Annotated in this window: 20 protein-coding genes; 13 read left to right on the top strand and 7 right to left on the bottom strand. The window is 60.0% G+C overall.

Features of this window, described 5'->3' with window-relative positions:
- Positions 1-232 precede the first annotated feature (232 nt).
- A complete protein-coding gene (locus AC1D06_RS13985; RefSeq protein ID WP_477986680.1) occupies positions 233-1,669 on the bottom strand; it encodes an FAD-binding oxidoreductase in 1,437 nt (478 codons plus the stop codon).
- Positions 1,670-1,811: 142 nt separating this feature from the next.
- On the opposite strand from AC1D06_RS13985, the gene AC1D06_RS13980 reads away from it, so the two are divergent.
- Positions 1,812-2,708, top strand: coding sequence for a LysR family transcriptional regulator (locus tag AC1D06_RS13980; protein WP_477986679.1), 897 nt, complete (start codon positions 1,812-1,814; stop codon positions 2,706-2,708).
- 4 nt (positions 2,709-2,712) lie between these two features.
- Here the strand turns inward: AC1D06_RS13980 and AC1D06_RS13975 are convergent, their stop codons facing one another.
- From AC1D06_RS13975 to AC1D06_RS13965, 3 genes are all read right to left on the bottom strand, one after another.
- Positions 2,713-4,140, bottom strand: a complete 1,428-nt coding sequence (locus AC1D06_RS13975; protein WP_477986678.1) for a DUF6880 family protein — start codon at positions 4,138-4,140, stop codon at positions 2,713-2,715.
- A gap of 122 nt (positions 4,141-4,262) precedes the next feature.
- Positions 4,263-5,297, bottom strand: a complete 1,035-nt coding sequence (locus tag AC1D06_RS13970) for a hypothetical protein (RefSeq protein WP_477986677.1) — start codon at positions 5,295-5,297, stop codon at positions 4,263-4,265.
- Between the two features lie 28 nt (positions 5,298-5,325).
- Positions 5,326-6,594, bottom strand: a complete 1,269-nt coding sequence (locus AC1D06_RS13965) for a DUF3422 family protein (protein ID WP_477986676.1) — start codon at positions 6,592-6,594, stop codon at positions 5,326-5,328.
- A gap of 233 nt (positions 6,595-6,827) precedes the next feature.
- Here AC1D06_RS13965 and AC1D06_RS13960 point away from each other — a divergent pair, with 233 nt between their 5' ends.
- Together AC1D06_RS13960 and AC1D06_RS13955 are read left to right on the top strand one after the other, a co-directional pair.
- On the top strand, positions 6,828-7,655 hold the full coding sequence (locus AC1D06_RS13960; protein WP_477986675.1) for a FadR/GntR family transcriptional regulator: 828 nt from the start codon (positions 6,828-6,830) through the stop codon (positions 7,653-7,655).
- Positions 7,656-7,813: 158 nt separating this feature from the next.
- Positions 7,814-8,950, top strand: coding sequence for an alpha-hydroxy acid oxidase (locus AC1D06_RS13955; RefSeq protein WP_477881343.1), 1,137 nt, complete (start codon positions 7,814-7,816; stop codon positions 8,948-8,950).
- A gap of 34 nt (positions 8,951-8,984) precedes the next feature.
- On the opposite strand, the gene AC1D06_RS13950 is transcribed toward AC1D06_RS13955, so the two are convergent.
- The gene (locus tag AC1D06_RS13950; RefSeq protein ID WP_477986674.1) at positions 8,985-9,629 is read right to left on the bottom strand and encodes a hypothetical protein; all 645 of its coding nucleotides are present in this window, start codon (positions 9,627-9,629) and stop codon (positions 8,985-8,987) included.
- A 144-nt stretch (positions 9,630-9,773) separates the two neighbouring features.
- Here AC1D06_RS13950 and AC1D06_RS13945 point away from each other — a divergent pair, with 144 nt between their 5' ends.
- From AC1D06_RS13945 to AC1D06_RS13900, 10 genes are all read left to right on the top strand, one after another.
- On the top strand, positions 9,774-10,172 hold the full coding sequence (locus AC1D06_RS13945; protein ID WP_477881293.1) for a DUF930 domain-containing protein: 399 nt from the start codon (positions 9,774-9,776) through the stop codon (positions 10,170-10,172).
- 12 nt (positions 10,173-10,184) lie between these two features.
- Positions 10,185-10,439 carry a ribbon-helix-helix domain-containing protein gene (locus AC1D06_RS13940; protein WP_477986673.1) on the top strand — a complete coding sequence of 85 codons (255 nt, stop codon included), beginning with the start codon at positions 10,185-10,187 and terminating at the stop codon, positions 10,437-10,439.
- 314 nt (positions 10,440-10,753) lie between these two features.
- A complete protein-coding gene (locus AC1D06_RS13935) occupies positions 10,754-11,236 on the top strand; it encodes an NUDIX hydrolase (protein WP_477986672.1) in 483 nt (160 codons plus the stop codon).
- A gap of 4 nt (positions 11,237-11,240) precedes the next feature.
- Positions 11,241-12,773 carry an inorganic phosphate transporter gene (locus AC1D06_RS13930; protein ID WP_477986671.1) on the top strand — a complete coding sequence of 511 codons (1,533 nt, stop codon included), beginning with the start codon at positions 11,241-11,243 and terminating at the stop codon, positions 12,771-12,773.
- A 10-nt stretch (positions 12,774-12,783) separates the two neighbouring features.
- A complete protein-coding gene (locus AC1D06_RS13925; RefSeq protein WP_477986670.1) occupies positions 12,784-13,521 on the top strand; it encodes a 16S rRNA (uracil(1498)-N(3))-methyltransferase in 738 nt (245 codons plus the stop codon).
- Positions 13,522-13,639: 118 nt separating this feature from the next.
- A complete protein-coding gene (locus AC1D06_RS13920; protein ID WP_477986669.1) occupies positions 13,640-15,013 on the top strand; it encodes a glutamate--cysteine ligase in 1,374 nt (457 codons plus the stop codon).
- A gap of 100 nt (positions 15,014-15,113) precedes the next feature.
- Entirely contained in the window at positions 15,114-15,950 is an 837-nt protein-coding gene (locus tag AC1D06_RS13915; RefSeq protein ID WP_477986668.1) for a DUF937 domain-containing protein, read from the top strand.
- 581 nt (positions 15,951-16,531) lie between these two features.
- Positions 16,532-17,110, top strand: a complete 579-nt coding sequence (locus AC1D06_RS13910; RefSeq protein ID WP_477881344.1) for a sugar transferase — start codon at positions 16,532-16,534, stop codon at positions 17,108-17,110.
- 109 nt (positions 17,111-17,219) lie between these two features.
- Positions 17,220-17,792 carry a hypothetical protein gene (locus AC1D06_RS13905; RefSeq protein WP_477986667.1) on the top strand — a complete coding sequence of 191 codons (573 nt, stop codon included), beginning with the start codon at positions 17,220-17,222 and terminating at the stop codon, positions 17,790-17,792.
- 135 nt (positions 17,793-17,927) lie between these two features.
- Complete coding sequence (locus tag AC1D06_RS13900) at positions 17,928-18,827, top strand: calcium-binding protein (protein WP_477986666.1); 900 nt, start codon at positions 17,928-17,930, stop codon at positions 18,825-18,827.
- Positions 18,828-18,889: 62 nt separating this feature from the next.
- On the opposite strand, the gene AC1D06_RS13895 is transcribed toward AC1D06_RS13900, so the two are convergent.
- The gene (locus AC1D06_RS13895) at positions 18,890-19,678 is read right to left on the bottom strand and encodes a heme ABC transporter ATP-binding protein (RefSeq protein ID WP_477986665.1); all 789 of its coding nucleotides are present in this window, start codon (positions 19,676-19,678) and stop codon (positions 18,890-18,892) included.
- Positions 19,679-19,685: 7 nt separating this feature from the next.
- A partial coding sequence (locus tag AC1D06_RS13890) for an iron chelate uptake ABC transporter family permease subunit (RefSeq protein WP_477986732.1) occupies positions 19,686-19,858 on the bottom strand: 173 nt, incomplete at its 5' end.

The raw sequence follows: 19,858 nt of genomic DNA, 5'->3' as shown, positions 1-19,858 counted from the left end.
AAATCGCTTGCGACGCGGACGGGATACCCCCCTCTGCCCTCCTGAGCTTTGGTCGAAGGGCGGGCACCTCCCCCACAAGGAGGGAGAATAGATGAGGCGCTGTCTCGCGTCCCTTCGCCATTGCATTCGTAGCGAAGTTTGTCTGGGGCGAGGAGTGTGCCCCCAGCCACTCTCCTCCCTTGTGGGGGAGATGCTCGGCAGGGCAGAGGGGGGTGAACTGCGGAATTCGACATCAACTCACACGCCCCTCCAGCGGAAACACTTTTGACGGATTGAGTATCCATTTCGGATCAAAAGCCGATCTCAACCGCATCTGCTGCGCCAGATCCGCCTCCTTATACTGATGCCGCATCAAATCCCGCTTCTCGATCCCGACACCGTGCTCGCCGGTCAGGCAACCGCCATGGTCGACGCAGAGCTTCAGGATATCGTTGCCGGCGGCTTCGGCCTTGGCGCGCTCGTCGGCATCGTTGATGTTGTAGAGGATCAGCGGATGCATGTTGCCGTCGCCGGCGTGGAAAACATTGGCGACGCGCAGGCCATAGCGCTCGCAGATCTCGTAAGTGCCCTTCAGCACATTAGTGAGTTCCGAAAGCGGCACGGTGCCGTCCATGCAGATATAGTCGGCAATGCGGCCGGTGGCGCCGAAGGCGGATTTGCGGCCTTTCCAGATCAACGCCGCTTCCATGGCCGACTGGCTCTCCTTGACGGTCTTGACCGCGTGCTTGCGGGCGATGTCGATGATGCGCTTCAGCATCATATCCATCTCGCTTTCGGAGCCTTCGACCTCGACGATCAGCAGCGCTTCGACATCCATCGGATAGCCGGCATGGGCAAAGGCCTCGCAGATATCGATCGCCGGCTTGTCCATGAACTCGATCGCCACGGGGATGACGCCGGCGCCGATGACGTCGGAGACGCAGGCGCTTGCCTGCTCGGCGGTCGGGAAACCAAACAAAACCGGGCGGGCGCCTTCAGGCCTGGCGATCAGGCGTACTGTCGCCTCGGTGACGATGCCGAGCTGTCCCTCGGAGCCGCAGACGACGCCGAGCAGGTCGAGCCCGCCGGCATCGAGATGCTTGCCGCCCAGTTCGACGACCGTCCCGTCGAACAGGACCAGCCTGATACCGAGCAGATTGTTGGTGGTGACGCCATATTTCAGGCAGTGGGCGCCGCCCGAATTCATGCCGATATTGCCGCCGATCGTGCAGGCAAGCTGCGAGCTCGGATCGGGGGCGTAGAAGAAGCCGTCGGCCATGACGGCTTCGGAGATCGACAGGTTGGTGACGCCGGCCTGGACGACAGCGGCGCGATTGGCGAAATCCACCTCGAGAATGCGGTTCATGCGGGTGAGCGCAATCACCAGCGCGTCCTCTTGCGGTATCGCACCGCCCGACAAAGATGTGCCGGCGCCACGCGGTACGACCGGAATGGCGTAGCGGGCGCAATATTTCAGCAGTGCGGACACTTCCGCCGTGGTCCGCGGCAGGGCGACCGCGAGCGGCAGGTTGCGGCAGGCGATGAAGCCGTCGGTCTCGAACGGGACGAGTTCACGGGCTTCCGAAACGATGCCTTCGGGGCCGACGAGCTCGCGCAGGTCGCCGATAATCGTATCGCGACGCGAGAGGATTTTGCCGTCGGGCGGCAAAAACGCCAGTGATTGTCCCATGTCATGCCTCCCGATGCCGGCGCATCAATGTTCCCATCGCGACCATGGCGTCAACGTCTTTGTCACCGGGATCATTGTAAACACTCTTGTCCAAACTGGAACAAATTTGCTCTATCCTTGCCTTCATGGGCAAGGGCACATCATGACCAAACTGGCCGATCTCGAAATTTTTGCGCGCGTGGTGGCGAGCGGCTCGATGTCCTCGGCGGGCCGTGAACTTGGGCTGCAGCCGGCGATCATTTCCAAGCGCATCAAGCGACTGGAGGAGCGGCTGGGCACCCGTCTTTTCCAGCGAACCACGCGGCAGCTGTCGCTGACGGAGGCCGGCGAGGGTTTCCACGAACGCGTGGTGACGGCACTGGCAGGGTTGGAGGAAGCGGAGGCCTTCGTCTCAGGGCGATCGGGCGAAGTCAGGGGGCGGCTGAGGATCTCCGCGCCGACCTCCTTCGGCCGCATGCACATTGCACCGCATCTCAAGGCCTTCTTCGATCTCTATCCGGAACTCAAACTGCAGCTCATCCTGACCGATGAATTCCAGGATATCGTCGCGGAAGGCTTCGATCTGGCGATCCGCATTGCCGAACTCGACGATTCGAGCCTTGTGGCGCGCAAGCTCGCACCCGTTCACCGCGTCCTCTGCGCAGCACCTGACTATATCGCGCGCCACGGCATGCCGGTGACGATCGCCGATCTTGACCGGCATATCTGCATCCCCGCCCACAACAACGCCCATTGGCATCTTGCCGGGCCGGATGGCGATGTCTCGCTGAGACCGGAGGGACCGCTTGCCAGCAATTCCAGCGAGGTCGTGCGCGAAACGGTGCTCGCCGGCCTCGGCATCGCTCTGCGCTCCACCTGGGACATCGGCCCGGAGCTCAGGGCCGGCCGCCTCTTACGCGTGCTGCCGGACTGGCATGGATCGGCCAATGTCGGGCTCTATGCGGTCTACCCGTCCCGCCAGTTCCTGCCGGCCAAGGTACGGGCTTTTATCGATTTTCTTGCCGGGCTTTACGGACCGGAGCCGTACTGGGACAGGTGAAAGCCTATTTCATCTCACCGGGAATGAGCTGCCAGAACCCATATTTCCGCCCGTGCTTTCGCCGGATCTCGTCGATGAACTCATCATGGCTGACGAAGGGAAGTTCGTGGGGCAGCCGAGCCTTGATATCGGACATGGCTGCAAGGTAAGTCGCGCCATGCGTATAGGCCACGCTCTCACCGCGATCGAGAATAGTCTTGAGAAGTAAGCGATAGAGTAGCGTCGCCGCTATCGGATAGTCTGGCGACAGAACGTCGGCAGCCTCCGCCAGGCCATAATATGACTGGCCCTGCCATTTGCCGGCATGCCGCATCACATGGCTGGCAGCCATGTCAAGCTTCGGCCAGCCGATGAAGAATACCAGTGCCTGATAGATGTTCGGACTTTTACGCACGGCATCGAAAGCCTTGTCGAGCTCGTCGAACTCGGCAAAGTCGTCAAGCTTGGCAATGTAGGCACGCAATGCGACCACGCTCAGTGTGCGTTCGAATTCCTTCCAGCGGACGGCCTGAGCCTCGTCGCGCCGCTTCAGTCCGTCGAGAATGTCGGCTTCCAGCCGGCGTTGCTCGTAACCCGGGACACCTCCCAGGACAGCTCCGACCATGTTGCCCACGGAGATGATCCGCACGCCCTTGTCCTCGCGGCGCACCCAATCGAGCGCGTCAGTGTAACGCTTGGCTTCATAAAGCAATTCGGCTATGCGAAAACTGTTCTGAAATGTTTGGGGTTTGGTGGCCTCATATTTGATATAAGCGTCGATATCATTCGCAGAGAGAGCCAGCTGCTGGAGAAAATCGACAGCCGTGTTCGGCCGCCATTCTTCCTTCTTGCTCCGCGGCTTCTTAATCTCTTCCAGCAAAAGCGCTTTCCACGCTTCGACGGCATGAGGATGCAGCTTTTGCGCGACATTCATCAAGGGATCGACAAAGAGGCGATAATCATCTGCCTTGCGAAGGCGTTCGAACCGTGGAACGACGCGGATCTGCTGCTCTGGATCGAGCTTGGCCAATAGATCGACAACCGACTCACCGGCGCCGTCGAAGACTTTGCGCAGGCGGCTACTGTCCTCGTAAAGACGCTCCTGCACCAGGCATGCCACCTCCATGAAGCGCAACAGCCGGTCCGCCGCGATCCCGGAGTCCAGCGCGGCGAGTTCAGAAACGATGTTGCGGACAAGGCCCTGCAGTTCAACCGCAAGCTCCCTAGCTTTGTTGGACGACAGGCCGGATTTGGCCTTCTCCAGCGTGTCGAGCCGCACGTCGATCAACCGCGCCACCCCATCCGGACCGGACATGCCGGCCAGCGCCGACAACAGTCTGGACTTGAGCGGCTTGTTGGTTGCTGCCTCGTCGAGCAAAATCTCGATAAGCTTCTCAAGACCGAGATCGGATAGCCCCTTCTGGTCCAGTCTTGCCTTTGTCTGCTTGGCCATCGATCCATCCTGGCGTCGCGGAATCACTGGGCGCCATGCTGTGTCTGAAATCGACCAGGGGTCAACCGCCGGTCACCAAAGAAAAACGGAACAATTGCCACCGTCCGATAGTCGCCAGAAAACTATGGCTGCTCTCCGGCATCCCCGGCGAGGACATTGTCGAAAAAGGTCTGGCACTCCTTGACCAACTTGCCTTCCTCGACGGCTTCGGCAATGGTTTGTCTCAGTTGTTCTATGTCTTCCTCCGCCTGGGCGTCGCCGTCACGTTGCCGCTGCGCCAGGTTCTCGATCATCAGCGTACAGATGTCTCGCGCATTGTCCGACGATGCGGGCAAGAGGCCGCCGAGCGTCAGGCTGTAAATCTGCAGATAGGACAAAATACCGTCGGCATTGCTGATTTCACCCAACTCTTCGACAAATTCCTTGTATTTCTCCGGATCATTTTTGGCCGCTTCCCATTCTTCGTCGAGAGCGGCGGAGACTTCCGTGATCCGGGCGGCCTCGAATTCGCCGAGCTCGTCGTCCGTAAGTTCGCGTTGCGGAATTGGGGTCACGCCTTCGCGGATCGCATGTTTGTAGACGGCGCAGGCACAGCGGTAGGGATTGATGATGCCTTTGCCCGGACGATAAAAGCCCTCGATGATTGCGAATGACTCCCCGGTCAGCGCGAAAGGAAAACTGATCAGGATGTAACGCCCACTGTCGAGCCGGCAAAGCCGCATCAATACATCGAACCCTTCGCTCTCCTCGACAAACTCGCTGTCGACAAGCGTGAGGCGATCGTTGGAAATCATGTCCTCGAGGATGATGAGATCGGGTTCGATGCGGTTGTGGATACGAACCTGCCGTATTTCTGACCGCGACAAAGCCTTGAGCGCCTGCCGGGATAGAGGATCATCCGTTTTGACGCTGGCGAGGAACCTGCTCATCGGCGTCGAACCACTCAGCGACGGCGTGAAAAGGCAGGCGTCGAGAGCGAGCGACGCCATCAGCTCGACCTGATCTTCGTCGGGCTCTTCCAGCAGGTGTCCCTTGGCCCAATCCTTGAGCATGTCATCCGCCTTCTTGGGTGGAATCGTGTTCATGGCTTGCAGGAGAAATTCACTGGCAATCTCGTAGAGCCTCAGATCGTCTACAATTTCGCTTTCGTCCGACACGGTATCCAGCTCCCTGGTGGCGATTCCTTCAATGCTCCCCATGTCTCTGACGGATTCGCCTGACGGTCAACCATACAAGGACAACAGCGACCGGCACGAACAGACCGGTCGCTACCGCGGGATCGACCGGCATGATGTCATGGGCGACCGCCTTGATCAGATAACCGAACAGACCGACGACATAGTAGGAAATCGCCGCCACCGACAGACCTTCGACCGTCTGCTGCAGACGAAGCTGAAGTTCGGCGCGGCGGTTCATGCCAGCAAGCAAGTCGCCATTCTGGCGTTCGAGCTCGACGTCGATCCAGCTGCGCACCAGGCTATTGGCGCGGGTCAATTTGCGCGACAGGTTGGCTTGGCGCTCCTCGACCGACTGACAGGTGCGCATGGCGGGCGCCAACCGCCGTTCGAGGAAGAAGCCGAGCGCCTCGAAGCCGGGGATGGAGGTTTCGGCGAGCGTGCGGACACGTTCCTGGACGATGCCATAATAGGCGCGCGAGGCGCCGAAGCGATAGAGCGACAGCGCCGCATTGGCCTCGAGATCGGCGGAGAGGCGCGTCATGTCCTCCAATCGCTCATCGGCATCTTCGCGCGGATTGGATTTCATCTGCTGGGTGACCGCCGTCAATCCATCCTCGATGCGACGGATCTCCGGCGACAGCGTCTGTGCCAGCGGCAGGCCGAGCATGGCGAGCGTGCGATAGGTCTCGATGTCGAGCAGGCGCTGCACCAGTGGGCCAGTGCCGGCATGGCTCAGCCCCCGATCGATGACCAGGATCGGCGTCAGGCCGTCGCCATTCTGGCGGAAGTCGGTATAGATCAGGGCCTGGCCATCCTTGACGCTGGAGTGGCAAAGGCTGGTCGGGTCGAAGCTGGCAATCGCCGCCTCTGCTTCCGGACCTTCGGGGCGGATTTCCAGGCGGATACCTGAAATCAGCGACCCCGGCGGGCGAAAACCATCACCGAACGGATGGGTCGTGACCTCACCGCCGAATTTTTCCGGGACCGGCCCATCCCAGAACCAGGTCGAGAATTCCGTATGCTGTTCCCAGCGCAGCGTGCCGGGACCCCATTGCATGGCGTGATGGCGCGCGTCACGGCCCGGCGGTGTCACGCCACGCTGGCGCGACAGGTCCGCCATGACCGCATGATCGACACCGGAGCCGCCATCGAGCATGAAGGCAAGCTGGAAGATGACGCGCGGCGACTGTACGAGCACATAAGGCCGCGAATGTATTTCTCCGAGCGCTCGTGCCCGGTCCGGTGCCTGCGGAAACGAAAAGGCGCCGTTGCCCATAAACTCCCCCTGAAATTTTCCCCGACTGCATTGTTCACGAAGCCTGGATGAAAATCAAATAGGCCACATTGCCGCATGATCAACGGAAAAATCCGTAAGACTGGCGTGCTGTACACTGGTTTCCATCGCCAATTTCAGCCAGCAGGGCGGGATCTGCCAAGATAGATTTTTCGCGGAGCAAAAGTGGACAAAAAATTTGACCACTTTTCCAAACGATAGTATAGAGACCAATCATGACAACAGACCGACTCTTTACCCAGATCGATCATGCACGCACTGCCGACGAAGCCGTGCGGCAGATAGAGCTGCTGCTGCTGGACGGTGTACTCTCCAGCGGTGACCGATTGCCGAGCGAGCGCGAGCTGGCGGAGCAGCTCGACATTTCGCGGCCAGTATTGCGCGATGCACTGAAAGAGCTCGAAAACCGCCAGCTGATCGTCAGCCGGCATGGCGGCGGCACCTATGTCGCCGACCTGATCGGCCAAGTGTTTTCCAAGCCGGTGGCCGAGCTCGTCTCGCGGCATGAGCGGGCAACGCGCGACTATCTCGAATACCGGCGCGAACTGGAAGGGCATGCCTCCGCGCTTGCGGCAAGGCGTGCGACACCGGCCGATCACGAGCGGCTCACCACCATCATTGCACGGATGAAGACGGCCTATGCGGACGAAGATTTCGGCGGCGAACTGGATGCCGATGTCGAATTGCACAATGCCGTGGGCGAGGCAGCGCACAACATCATCCTGATGCACACGTTGCGCGCCTGCTACAAGCTTTTGAGCGAAGGTATTTTTCATCATCGGCGGCTGATTTTCGAATTGCCGGAGGCGCGGGAAAAGCTGCTTACCCAGCATGAGGCGATCGTCGCTGCGATCCTGGCTTCCGATCCCGCCGCGGCACGTACCGCCGCCGAGCAGCATATCGACTATGTAGCGGCGTCTGCAGCCGAAGCGGCACTGGCGCTGGAGCGGCAGCAGATTGCCAATCTCAGGAAGATCCAGCGGGAGACCGGCAAATCCGCTCCCGCGCCGGAGGAGCGTAACGCAAAAGGAAAACGGACATGACGCAGAACAGCGAAGTCGATGCCGTCAAGACGGAGAGTGCCGTGCGTGAGCCCGAAATCCTCAATAGCCGCGCCGTCGTGCCAGCCAGTGCCCAGACTTTGCCGGCGAGGGTGCCTGTTGGCGAAACAGTGAAATACGAACTTGTCAGGAAAGAAAGCATGAAATCGGTCCTCACCATTGCCGAAATGAAGGAAAAAGCCCGCCGTCGCGTGCCAAAGATGTTTTTCGACTATGCCGATAGCGGCGCCTGGACCGAGAGCACCTATCGGGCCAATTCCGAAGACTACGACAAGATCAAGTTGCGCCAGCGGGTGCTGGTCGACATGGCCGGGCGGACGCTCGAAACCACCATGGTCGGCCACAAGGTGAAGATGCCGGTCGCCCTCGCCCCGACGGGCCTCACCGGTATGCAGCATGCCGATGGCGAAATGCTGGCCGCGATGGCTGCCGAGGAATTCGGCGTTCCCTTCACGCTGTCGACCATGAGCGTCTGTTCGATCGAGGATGTGGCCTCGGTGACGAAGAAGCCGTTCTGGTTCCAGCTCTATGTGATGCGGGACCGTGAATTCGTCGAGAACCTGATCAACCGCGCCAAGGCGGCGAAATGCTCGGCGCTGGTGTTGACGCTTGACCTGCAGATCCTTGGCCAGCGCCACAAGGACATCCGCAACGGTCTGTCGACGCCGCCGAAATTCACGCCGAACCACATCTGGCAGATGGCAACCCGGCCCTTCTGGTGCATGGAAATGCTGCAGACGCAGCGCCGCACCTTCCGCAACATTGCCGGGCACGCCAAGAATGTCTCCGACCTGTCGTCGCTGTCTGTCTGGACGGCGGAGCAATTCGATCCGCGGCTTTCCTGGAAGGATGTCGAGTGGATCAAGGAGAAGTGGGGCGGCCCGCTGATCCTCAAGGGCATTCTCGACGAGGAGGACGCGCGGGCGGCTGCCGATACCGGTGCGGATGCGATCATCGTCTCCAACCATGGCGGCCGGCAGTTGGATGGCGCGCGCTCGTCGATCTCGATGCTGCCCAAGATCGTCGAGGCGGTGGGCGACAGGATCGAAGTGCATGTCGACGGCGGCATCCGCTCCGGCCAGGATGTGCTGAAAGCGATCGCGCTCGGCGCCAAGGGCACGTTCGTCGGCCGCGCTTTCCTCTGGGGCCTCGGTGCCGGCGGCAAGGCAGGCGTCACGCGCGTGCTCGAAATTCTCGAACGCGAAATGGACGTCACCATGGCGCTCTGCGGCAAGCGGGACATCAAGCAGATCGATAGCAGCATCCTGGCGCCGTAGCGGGCTTCTCACGCGGCCGGGCTTTGTCGAAAGGCTAATCCCGGCTGCACTCATAACGGTCGAGATTGGTCCAGTAGTAATTGCCGCCCAGCGGCCGTGCCGCGCCCCAGCAGGAAAAGGCCTGCGGCATCCGGTCGAGCCATTCCTTCGGCCGGTCCTCGATCGGCAAAGCCAGCATTTCGGCGAGCCGGCCGGTCGTATCGTAGGCAATGCCGTGCACCATCTCGAAGGATGAGTCGGTCTCAACATAGGCCGCGGCCGCGGTGGCCATGAAGCGCTCCGGTGGCGTCCGCCCCGCCTTGGCGTCGGCGACCGCCTGTTCCAGGCCGACGCCCCTGACACGGATCAGCCATTGATCACCGGCAAACTGCCCGGCATTGCCGATGGCAAAGCCCATCGCAAAAACACCGAGGCAAGCAGCTATCGCACGCCAGCGCCGGCGGTAGAGCGCGATCAGCAGCCGGATCAGAATCCACAACGGTATGGCCACCAGGAAAATCGTCAGAAGCAGTGCCGGCATGACCATGACGATCATGGCGAACAGGATGTCGTCATCGACATCGCTGATGAAGACGACGGCGAAGATCGCCAGCCACCAGAGCACGATCAGAGCCCGGCGGAAAAAGGGCGACCGTGTGTGCAAAGCAGCTTTGTCGTTCCTGTCTTCTGCGTCCGGCATGGCATTGTCGATCCTGTCTCGTCACAATGACGTGCCGGCTGCGACAATTATTTCGACCCCCTCCCGGGTTGCCCCTGCCCGTCATCGCGGGTAAATCCTCGGCGCTTTCCAGGTGAGATCACAAATTTCAACGAGGAAGAGGAAATGTCGAAATCAGTGAATGCCGCAGCCGTGCTCGTTTGCCTGTCTTTGCTGCCGTCGGCGGCTCATGCCGTTGATCCCAAGATCCGCGAACAGCTGTTGAAGCTCGATCCGAATACCCGTCTCGAACAGGCCTGTGACACCGAGGCGATGGTCCGAATCAAGAGCGATGACCGGCAATACCGGCCCGACAAGGTGATCGCGTACACTTTCCGCGATCCGACCTATGGACCGAACTCGTTGATGGCACCGGGCGCCGTGTTCCGCAGCCGGGGTGAGTGGTATCACCTTTCCTATCAGTGCGAGACAGGGCCGCATCATGTGCATGTCCGCAAGCTCGATTATGAAATCGGCGGCAAGGTCGCCAAGGCGAACTGGGATAAATATTTTCTCTATGACTGAGGGAGTGAAACAATGGCACGCGTTTCAAGCATGGTGATCTCCCACTTGCCCAAAGACTTGGTCGAAAAGCTCGACCAGTTTGCTCACGCCGCTCGACGTTCCCGCTCGTGGGTGATCCGGAGCGCGCTCGAACATTATCTGGAGAACCAGCCCTCCAATATGCCGGACGGACTCATGCGCTATGCGGGCGCGGGTGTTGCGCTTTCAAAACGGCGGACGACCGAAGAAGTTGACGCAGAAATTCGATGGTTGCGCGGCGATGACTGAGGGACGRCACGCTTTGTTGAACGAGAGTGTCTCAGGCTGAAACTCGCAGATGCCATCCGTTATTTCAAAGCAATCCATTGCGGATGCGACCCATTTCTCACCAACGACCGCCTTTTCAAATCGGCCCAGTCAATGCAGGTTGAACAATGACCCGGCGCCGACTGATCAATCGGCCTCTTGAATTGACGGAAAACATGGTGATCTATCCACAGAATTAACGAACACGAAACAATTTCGCCAAGATGATGCAATCTATCTGTTACAATCGGGAACGATAATTTCAGTTTGATTCGGAGTTTGGAGCATAGACTGAGTTGAGCATTCTTTCTGGCATCACGGAATCCGTGCAGCTACTCGTCCGGCGGCCGCGCCGGTTTCAGTTTGCGGCCTTGTGTTACCGGCTGGAAAAAGACCAGAAAGAACCGGAAATCCTGCTTTTGACCAGCCGCGGCACGGGCCGTTGGGTGATTCCCAAGGGTTGGCCGATGGGCAGCAAGCCTGGCCATGAAGTCGCCAAACAGGAAGCGTTCGAGGAAGCCGGCGTCGTCGGCGATGTCGAAAGCATCTCGATCGGTATCTACCAGTATGAGAAAGTGATCAGCGACGATTTCGCCGTGCCTTGCGAGGTGCATGTGCATGCGCTCAAGGTGACGGGCACCGTCGACCGCTTCAAGGAAAAGGGTCAGCGCCGGGTTGAATGGGTGGCGCCCGACGTCGCCACGCGGCGCGTGCGCGAGCCGCAGCTGAAGCGCCTTATCCGCCGCTTCGCCGAGCGATTCGGCCCCGCCGCCGTTTGAGACGATGGCAGATTCCCGCCCGCAGCTGGAAAAGCAGACACTCGACAAGGACCTCGAAAAATTCGGCATGATTGAACTGGCGACCCAGTTCGTGCTGGGCCGCGCGGCCGCACCCGGCCTTGCCCTGATCTTCCTCATCGCAGCGGCGGTGTTTGTTGCGGTCTTCGTTTCTGCCGGCACAGAGTCGGTGGTGATCGTCGCCGCAGCGGTGCTCGCCGGCTATATGGCGATGAATATCGGCGCCAATGACGTCACCAATAATGTCGGTGCCGCGGTCGGCGCCCGCGCCATCAGCATGTCGGGTGCGCTGCTGCTTGCCGCCTTCGCTGAGATCGCAGGTGCCGTGATTGCCGGCGGCAATGTCGTAGCGACCATCAAATCCGACATTGTCAGTCCGCTTCTCCTGCCGACCCCGGACCAGATGGTCGACATCATGCTGGCCGCGCTCCTGGCGGCAGCGCTCTGGATCAATCTTGCCACCTGGACCAACGCTCCCGTATCGACCACCCATTCGATCATCGGCGCCATCATGGGCGCGGCCACCGCGGTGGCGGGCTTCAACGCCGTGCACTGGGAAAAGCTTCTCGGAATCCTGATCAGTTGGATCATTTCTCCGATCTTCGGCGCGATCATTGCCGTCGGCCTCCTGTGGTTCATCATGGAGCGGATCACCTATCAGGAAGACAAGGTCGCTGCGGCGCGCAAATGGGTACCGTTTCTGCTGTCGCTGATGACGGGATCATTCCTCGCCTACCTCATGGTGATCACCACGCACGGCGTTGCCGATTTCCATGTCTGGCAGGCACTGCTGATCGGGGCCTTTATCGGTGTTGCAAGCCATTTCTGGTTCCGCGACGCCGTGATGAAGCATTCGCAAGAGACGGAGGACGGCAACGTTTCGATGAAAGCGGTTTTCCGGCTGCCGCTGGTCCTGTCCGCCGGGCTGCTCTCCTTCGCCCATGGCAGCAATGACGTCGCCAATGCGATCGGTCCGCTTGCGGCGATTGTCGATGCGAGCGGTATTCAGAGCGTTGCGCGCAATCTCGATGCGCCTTTCTGGGTAACGATGGTTGGCGCGCTTGGCATTTCTACCGGCCTGTTGCTGTTCGGGCCGCGCCTGATCCGCATCGTCGGCAGCCAGATCACCAGGCTCAATCCGACCCGCGCCTATTGCGTGGCGATGGCGACGGCGATCACCGTCATCATCGCCTCAGCGCTGGGACTGCCTGTCAGCACCACGCATATCGCCGTCGGCTCGGTGTTCGGCGTCGGCCTGTTCCGCGAATGGTACACCGCCCGTTCCAATCGCCGGCGGGCATACATCGAATTCAAGGCCGCTGCGGGTGACGCAAAGGCCGCCTCACTGCTGACCGCGACGCCCATTCCGGCGCATGGTCCGGGACAGGAGCACCGCTATCGCTATCTGGTGCGGCGCTCCTATCTTCTGTCGATCCTGGGTGCCTGGCTTGTCACAGTGCCCATTTCCGGTCTACTGGCAGCGCTGCTGGCTTTGGTGACAATCCACCTGCCGGGCTGAGGATTCTCGGATGCGCGCCAATTTCCGGATGCAGCGGCTGTTCGTCGACCACGCTCTTGCCAACGCGCATGCCGTGCCGACAACGGACGACCAATATAACTATCTCGCCAATGTGCTGAGGATGACTGATGGCGCCGAGCTTCTGGTCTTCAACGGCCGCGACGGCGAATGGCGGGCACGCGTGGCTTTCCCCTCGAAGAAGAGGATCGCCCTGGTGCCTGTCGAATTGACCCGGCCGCAGCCGGCGCCATCCGATCTCCACTATCTCTTTGCGCCGCTCAAGGTCGGCCGGCTCGATTATCTCGTCCAGAAATCGGTCGAGATGGGCGCGGGTGTCATCCAGCCGGTCATGACCCAGCATGTGCAGGGCAAGATCACCTCGATCGAGCGGCTAAGGGCCAATGCGGTCGAGGCGGCGGAGCAATGCGGCATCCTCGCCATTCCCGAGGTCCGGGAGACGGTCAGGCTCGTCGATCTCCTGGAAGGATGGCCGCGCGAGCGCCGCATCATTTATTGCGACGAGGGCGCTGAGACCAACAATCCGCTTCGTGCGCTGCAGGCCGTCACGGAGAAGAAACACGCGCTGCTGATCGGACCCGAAGGCGGCTTTTCCGAGGAAGAACAGACGCTTTTGCGCAGGCTCGACTTCGTCACGCCGATCCCGCTCGGACCACGGATATTGCGCGCCGATACCGCCGCGGTTGCGGCTTTGGCGCTGATCCAGGCCACCATCGGCGACTGGGCGTGATCAGGAATTTTGAGCAGAGCTTGAATCCTTTTCACTTGCAAAACATATAGAGACGGTTCAAGCACTCTCCCGGCGGTTTGCGGCCCGGCAAACCCTTCCCTTTATAGAAGAAAATGACATGGCGCGCGACACCACCGACGACACTCTTGTCTCTTCGACCGACGAACTGGCAGCGCATATTGCCGGCGGTGAAAAGCCGAAATCTGCCTTTCGCATCGGCACCGAGCACGAGAAATTCGTCTTCCTCTCCAAGGACAAGGGACCGGTTCCCTATTTCGGCGATGCCAGCATCAAGACGCTGCTCGACACGCTCAAGGAAAAATCCGGCTGGGAGCCGATCATCGATGCCGGCAACATTATCGGCCTCGTCGGACCGGACGGCATGGGCGCGATTTCGCTGGAGCCGGGCGGCCAGTTCGAGCTGTCGGGGGCGCCGCTCCTCACCCTGCACGAAACCTGCAAGGAGACCGGCCATCACCTGTCGATGATGCGCGAGATCGGCGAGCCGCTCGGCATCGCCTTCCTCGGCATGGGCGGCAGCCCGAAATGGACTTTTGCCGAGACGCCGCGCATGCCGAAATCGCGCTACGGCATCATGTCGCGCTACATGCCGAAGGTCGGCACGCAGGGCCTCGACATGATGTATCGCACCTGTACGATCCAGGTGAATCTCGACTTCTCGTCCGAGATCGACATGCGCCGCAAGATGCAGGTCGGCCTCAAGCTGCAGCCGCTCGCCACCGCACTCTTCGCCAGTTCCCCCTTCACCGAGGGCAAGCCGAATGGCCTGAAGTCGTGGCGCGGCAATATCTGGCGCGACACCGACAATCAGCGCTCAGGCGCCATGCCCTTCGCCTATTCGGCCGATTTCGGCTATCGCGACTATGTCGAATGGGCGCTCGACGTGCCGATGTATTTCGTCGTCCGCGACGGCGCCTATCACGACTGTACGCATGTCACCTTCCGGCAGTTCATGGCCGGCGCGCTCAAGGGCGAGATCGCCGACTGGCAGCCGAATATGGGCGATTGGACCAACCATCTCTCCACCCTTTTCCCCGATGTTCGCCTGAAACGCTTCCTCGAAATGCGCGGCGCCGATGGCGGCCCCTGGCGGCGGATCTGTGCGCTTCCGGCCTTCTGGGTCGGCCTGCTCTATGACGACGCCGCGCTCGACGAGGCTTTCGAACTGACCAAGGACTGGACTTACCAGGAGGTCGTGGCGTTGCGCGACGCCGTGCCGGCCCAGGCGCTCGAGGCTGAATTTCGTGGTCGCGGGCTGCTCGATCTGGCAAAGGAGGTTGTCGCCATCTCCCGCCGCGGGCTTAAGGGCCGCGCTCAGATCAACTCCTCCGGCCAGGATGAAAGCATCTTTCTCGCACCGCTCGACGAAATGCTGGCCAACAAGGCGACGCTCGCCGACGACATGCTGGCGCTGTGGAACGGCCGCTGGCAGCAGAATATCGACATGGTGTTCGAGGATTACCAGTACTGATCGGCAGGCGCGAAACCGGCGTAAAACCATGAGATTCCTGTTTGATAATTGCCGGATCGCGATATAGTGGAGAGAATTGCCGCCGCCTGAAAGGATTGCCATGCTCCCCCTCTTCGACATGATGACGCATGCGCAGAATGGCGACGCGATCGAGGCGATGGCAAAACAGTTCGGCCTGGCGCAAGAGCAGATGACGGAGGCAATGGCAGCGCTGATGCCGGCCTTCTCGACGGGGCTCAAGCGCACCGCGACCAACCCTTACGATTTCTCATCGCTGATGACGACGATCGCTTCGGGCAATTATCTTAAATATTTCGAGGACATGGGCCAGGCGTTCTCGCCCCAGGGCGTTGCCGATGGCAACACCATCCTTGCACAAATCTTCGGCTCCAAGGAGGTTTCACGCGCTGTCGCCGCCCAGGCAGCGCAGATGTCCGGCATCAACCAGGATATCTACAAGCAGATGATGCCGGCCATCGCCAATGCCATGGTCGGCGGCTTCTTCAGGCAAATGGCCGAGCAATTCCAGGCGGCCGGCGACGCGCYGACGGGCGGCAAAGCGCCGAATTTCTTTGAACAATGGATGCAGGCGACGGGCATGGCCGAAAAACCCAAGGCCCAGCCGCAGAACGTGTTCGACAACCCATTCACCCAGGCCTTCCAGGCGATGTTCGTGCCGAAGGCCGACACCGCCAAGCCCAGCGCCGCTTCCAATCCATTCGCCGCCAATCCCTTCCTGCAGGCCTTTGAAGCCATGGCGAAACCAGCAGCCCCCAAGCCGGCGGAGACCCCGTCGCCGGATGGCGCGGCACTGACAAGCTTCTTCAATCAGATGTTCGACAGCGGCATTGAAGTGCAGAAGAGTTATCAGAAGAGCATGGACGGCATCTTCGATACCTACCTCGCCGGCCTGAAAGCGGGTAGCAACGGGAAATGAGGCCGCTCCAGGCGAAGACGACGGCACCGGGTTTTATCTTCACAAGCGCAGTATATTTTACGCTATATTCTTTACGACTGGGAACAAAGGGCGACCGATTAGTTAAAATTCATAGTTAATTTCAGAACAAGTGGATTTTTAGCTTTGCAAATAACGCAATGCTGGCATGCATTTTTGGATGTGCCAATGGTCTCTCATGCCCACGAATTACGCGGCGCGGCGCATCCGCCGCACCGAAATCACGTTTTTTGCGGGAACATTGCCTTAATTTGGAGCGTTTGTTGGCGTGAATAGCATGCGTTGCGTCAAAGCAACGAAGACTGTGATGGCTAAGGATGCGTTAATGGGTGATGACATTTAGCCGGGATTGGTCTATCGAATATCCAAAGTCCGCTCAAAAAATAATCAAATTCAGGCAATCAATTATGTATCCTGGAACGGCAAGCACTACAGTTGCGCTCAATTCCCGTGTTCATGAAAATGTGATTCCGTTCGTCACACGTGACGTTTCCGTCCACAAGGATGAAAGCTGGATTCACTCCGCACTTGACCGACCACTGCAATTCGGCGTCAAGCGGGCGATGGATATTTTCATTTCCGGCCTGGCATTGGTCGCCCTGATGCCGTTCTTCGTCGCCATCGCTGCGATGATCGTTTACGAAAACCGCGGTCCTGTCTTCTTCAGCCAGATTCGCTGGGGCAAGGGCGGCAAGCTGATCCGCATTTACAAGTTCCGCTCGATGCGGACGGATATGTGCGACGTTTCGGGCGTCGCACAGACGACCGAAAACGATCCGCGCGTGACGCGTATCGGCGCCTTCCTGCGCAAGACCAATCTCGACGAGCTGCCGCAGCTGATCAACATCCTGATGGGTGACATGTCGCTGATCGGTCCCCGCTGCCATGTACCGGGCATGCTCGCCGCGGGCAGGCTTTATGAGGATCTGGTCGGCGAATATCACCTGCGCCATCTCGTCCGTCCGGGTCTGACCGGCCTCGCCCAGGTCAGCGGTTTCCGCGGCCCGACGGATCGTGAAGACGCCGCGCGCGGCCGTATCGCCTGCGACCTCGAATATATCCGTAGTTTCTCGGTTCTGACCGATCTCAAGATCCTGGTCCGCACGGTCATCAATGAGATTCGTGGCGGCACCGGCTTCTAAGTCAAGGGACGCATACTGCTTTTCGAGCCTCGGCAGGCTCTCATCGATTGCGGCCGGAAGGATATCTCCTTCCGGCTTTTTTGTTGCCGGCTTTCCGCGTAAGAGCCTCATGATCCGGATATCGGCGGCGATCGCGCTCGCCGCCATCGTGTCTTTCATCGGAACAGTTTCCGCCGACGCCGGTGATGACGTGCTGTGGACAGAGCATCCGGTCAAGGTCGACAGGTCCAAGCAGACCTATCAACGCCTACCCGCCAACCAGCAGCCGATCGACACCCGTATCTGGCTCAGCGTCCCTGACCGCATCAGGCTGATCGACAGCGCCAGCTTCTCCATCGGCGCCAAGGTTTACAGGATTGCCGGCATACATCCCGTCACTATGAGCCGGATGTGCAGGGACGTCGAAGCGGGGCGCTGGTCCTGCGGTCGGCTGGCCGGCATCCTGCTCGGCAATCTCGTCCGCAGCACGCGATTGCTTTGCGAGGTCGCCCCGTCGACATCCGAAACCGTGCTCAAGCGGTGCCAGTCGCGCTCGAAGGACGTCGCCAGGGAGATCATTGCCGCCGGCTTCGGCCGCGCGGACGGCGACAGCACGCTCGAAAGCGTCGAGGCGCTTGCGCGTACCAATAAAGCCGGCCTCTGGCGCAACCCAGCCTGTCTTACTGATTTCGATCATTGCTGAGCCCAATCTGGAATGGTTCTTAAAAGCCGCTGATTTCGTTTACTTTTTCGCGCTGTGTCGCCGTTTATTTCTTGACAGTTTTTCTCATGTTTAATAATGACTTTTCTAGTCAAGTTTTAGACGAGAGGACTTACGATGGCGATCACAATCACCGTCAGCGATGCCAACAAGGACGGCAAGGGCATCGATTTCGCCGCCTATTTCAAGGCATTCGAAAAGACCTATTCCGACGCCACCGGAATGGGTGATTTCAGCGGCAAGGTGACCGGCGACTATGCCTCGCAGGACGATCCGCTGCATGCCGGCGCCTATGTCACCACCGATAACGAGGATGGCGGTGGCACAAGCGTGATTTTCAACGGCGACAAGAATGGTTTCGCCTATAGCGGCCCCTACGAGCATGATGGCCTCGAGCATGTGATCTACGGAAATCTCAAATCCATCGTCTTCGGCGTTGACACCTCCGTCACATCGGTGAGCAGCAGCGAGACCAACTATAGCAACAGCGCTGACATCACGATCTCCGGCTTCAAGAACTATGAGACGACATCGCAGGATGGCGACGTGCTGGGCGATATCCTGAAAGTCGATACCAACGGGCTCGACAGCTTCTACGCTCTGCTGCAAAGCGACTCGATCGTGTTCAAGGGATCGACCGGAAAGGATGTGTTCACCGGCTATGACCACGACGACCGACTCAAGAGCGGTGCCGGCAATGATGTGCTCGACGGCGGCAAAGGCGACGACCTGATTCAGGGCGGTGCCGGGAACGACAAGCTTACCGGCGGCGAAGGCGCCGATACGTTCGTTTTCGCCAAGGGCGACGGCAAGGACACGATCACCGATTTCGAAGCCGGCAAGCATGGCACGGATGTGATCGAATTCGGCAAGAACCTGTTCGACAATTATGCCGACGTCATCGCGCATGCCAAAGATACCGACACTGGCCTGTTGATTTCCTACGACGGCGGCAAGCTGACGCTTGACGATGTCCATGTCTCCGATCTCAATAAGGCAGACTTTCAGCTGCTCTGATGATTCGTTACCCAACGAGAAGAGCAAAACCCGCGGGCGCGAGTCCGCGGGTTTTTTGTTGCTCAGGCTGCGAGATCGAGGGGGTGGATGCGGATCAGGCCGGTGGCGGCATCGCGCTCGACGGCGAGCGGGCAATCGTAGACCGCACTCAGCTTCTCCGCGGTAAAGACGTCCGCCGGCGCGCCGCTCGCATGTAAACACCCCGTCTTGAGCATGACGACATGGTCCGCAAACATGGCCGTGAGGTTGAGATCATGCATGACCGCGATAACGCCGCCGCCGGCGCGGGTGAAATCCTTCGCCAGCCGCATGATCGCCAGTTGGTGCTTGACGTCCAGGCTCGCCACCGGCTCGTCGAGATAGAGCCAGCGCGTACGGCCCTCGCGGACCGGCGAAGAGATCTGGCAAAGCACGCGCGCCATATGCATACGCGCCTGCTCGCCGCCCGAAAGCGCCGTTGCCACGCGATTTTCAAAACCCGCGAGGTCGACCGCCTTCAAAGCCGCCACCATGACCTGCGCGGCTCCTGCGCGTGAATGCACGTCGCCGGCGATGATGCCCATTTCGAGAATTTCGCGGACGCGAAAGGGGAAGCCGAGGCTGATCGACTGCTGCAGCACGCCGCGTTCGAGCGCCAGTTCGGCTGATGACATCGAGCGAAGGTCGCGGCCGGAGAATTCGATCGCGCCTGAAAAATCGCGCTCGCCGGCGAGCGCCCGCAACGTGGTCGTCTTGCCGGAACCGTTGGGGCCGATGATGGCAGTCAATTGCCCGGGCCGCGCCTCGAAGGAGAGATCCGAGACGACGACGCGGCCGGAAAGCGCGATGGAGACCTTGTCGAACCTGATCATCGCCGCCTCACATGATCCTGCCGGCGCGGCCGCGGAGCAATATCCACAGGAAGAAGGGCGAGCCGATCAGTGCCGTCAGGATGCCGATCGGCAATTCGGCCGGGGCAACGATGACACGCGTCACCATATCGGCGGCGAGCAGCAGGCTGCCGCCGAGCAGCACCGAGGCGGGCAACAGGA

It is taken from the genome of Rhizobium sp. P2_G2 (genome assembly GCF_056403555.1).
The sequence above is the reverse complement of the archived record's forward strand: the minus strand, read 5'-3'. Positions and strand labels throughout refer to the sequence as shown.

Excerpts from the sequence above, each read along its gene's own strand:
- AC1D06_RS13985 (WP_477986680.1), bottom strand. The coding sequence starts at position 1,669 with ATGGGACAATCACTGGCGTTTTTGCCGCCCGACGGCAAAATCCTCTCG.
- AC1D06_RS13980 (WP_477986679.1), top strand. The coding sequence starts at position 1,812 with ATGACCAAACTGGCCGATCTCGAAATTTTTGCGCGCGTGGTGGCGAGC.
- AC1D06_RS13975 (WP_477986678.1), bottom strand. The coding sequence starts at position 4,140 with ATGGCCAAGCAGACAAAGGCAAGACTGGACCAGAAGGGGCTATCCGAT.
- AC1D06_RS13965 (WP_477986676.1), bottom strand. The coding sequence starts at position 6,594 with ATGGGCAACGGCGCCTTTTCGTTTCCGCAGGCACCGGACCGGGCACGA.
- AC1D06_RS13960 (WP_477986675.1), top strand. The coding sequence starts at position 6,828 with ATGACAACAGACCGACTCTTTACCCAGATCGATCATGCACGCACTGCC.
- AC1D06_RS13955 (WP_477881343.1), top strand. The coding sequence starts at position 7,814 with ATGAAATCGGTCCTCACCATTGCCGAAATGAAGGAAAAAGCCCGCCGT.
- AC1D06_RS13950 (WP_477986674.1), bottom strand. The coding sequence starts at position 9,629 with ATGCCGGACGCAGAAGACAGGAACGACAAAGCTGCTTTGCACACACGG.
- AC1D06_RS13945 (WP_477881293.1), top strand. The coding sequence starts at position 9,774 with ATGTCGAAATCAGTGAATGCCGCAGCCGTGCTCGTTTGCCTGTCTTTG.
- AC1D06_RS13940 (WP_477986673.1), top strand. The coding sequence starts at position 10,185 with ATGGCACGCGTTTCAAGCATGGTGATCTCCCACTTGCCCAAAGACTTG.
- AC1D06_RS13930 (WP_477986671.1), top strand. The coding sequence starts at position 11,241 with ATGGCAGATTCCCGCCCGCAGCTGGAAAAGCAGACACTCGACAAGGAC.
- AC1D06_RS13925 (WP_477986670.1), top strand. The coding sequence starts at position 12,784 with ATGCGCGCCAATTTCCGGATGCAGCGGCTGTTCGTCGACCACGCTCTT.
- AC1D06_RS13920 (WP_477986669.1), top strand. The coding sequence starts at position 13,640 with ATGGCGCGCGACACCACCGACGACACTCTTGTCTCTTCGACCGACGAA.
- AC1D06_RS13910 (WP_477881344.1), top strand. The coding sequence starts at position 16,532 with ATGGATATTTTCATTTCCGGCCTGGCATTGGTCGCCCTGATGCCGTTC.
- AC1D06_RS13905 (WP_477986667.1), top strand. The coding sequence starts at position 17,220 with ATGATCCGGATATCGGCGGCGATCGCGCTCGCCGCCATCGTGTCTTTC.
- AC1D06_RS13900 (WP_477986666.1), top strand. The coding sequence starts at position 17,928 with ATGGCGATCACAATCACCGTCAGCGATGCCAACAAGGACGGCAAGGGC.
- AC1D06_RS13895 (WP_477986665.1), bottom strand. The coding sequence starts at position 19,678 with ATGATCAGGTTCGACAAGGTCTCCATCGCGCTTTCCGGCCGCGTCGTC.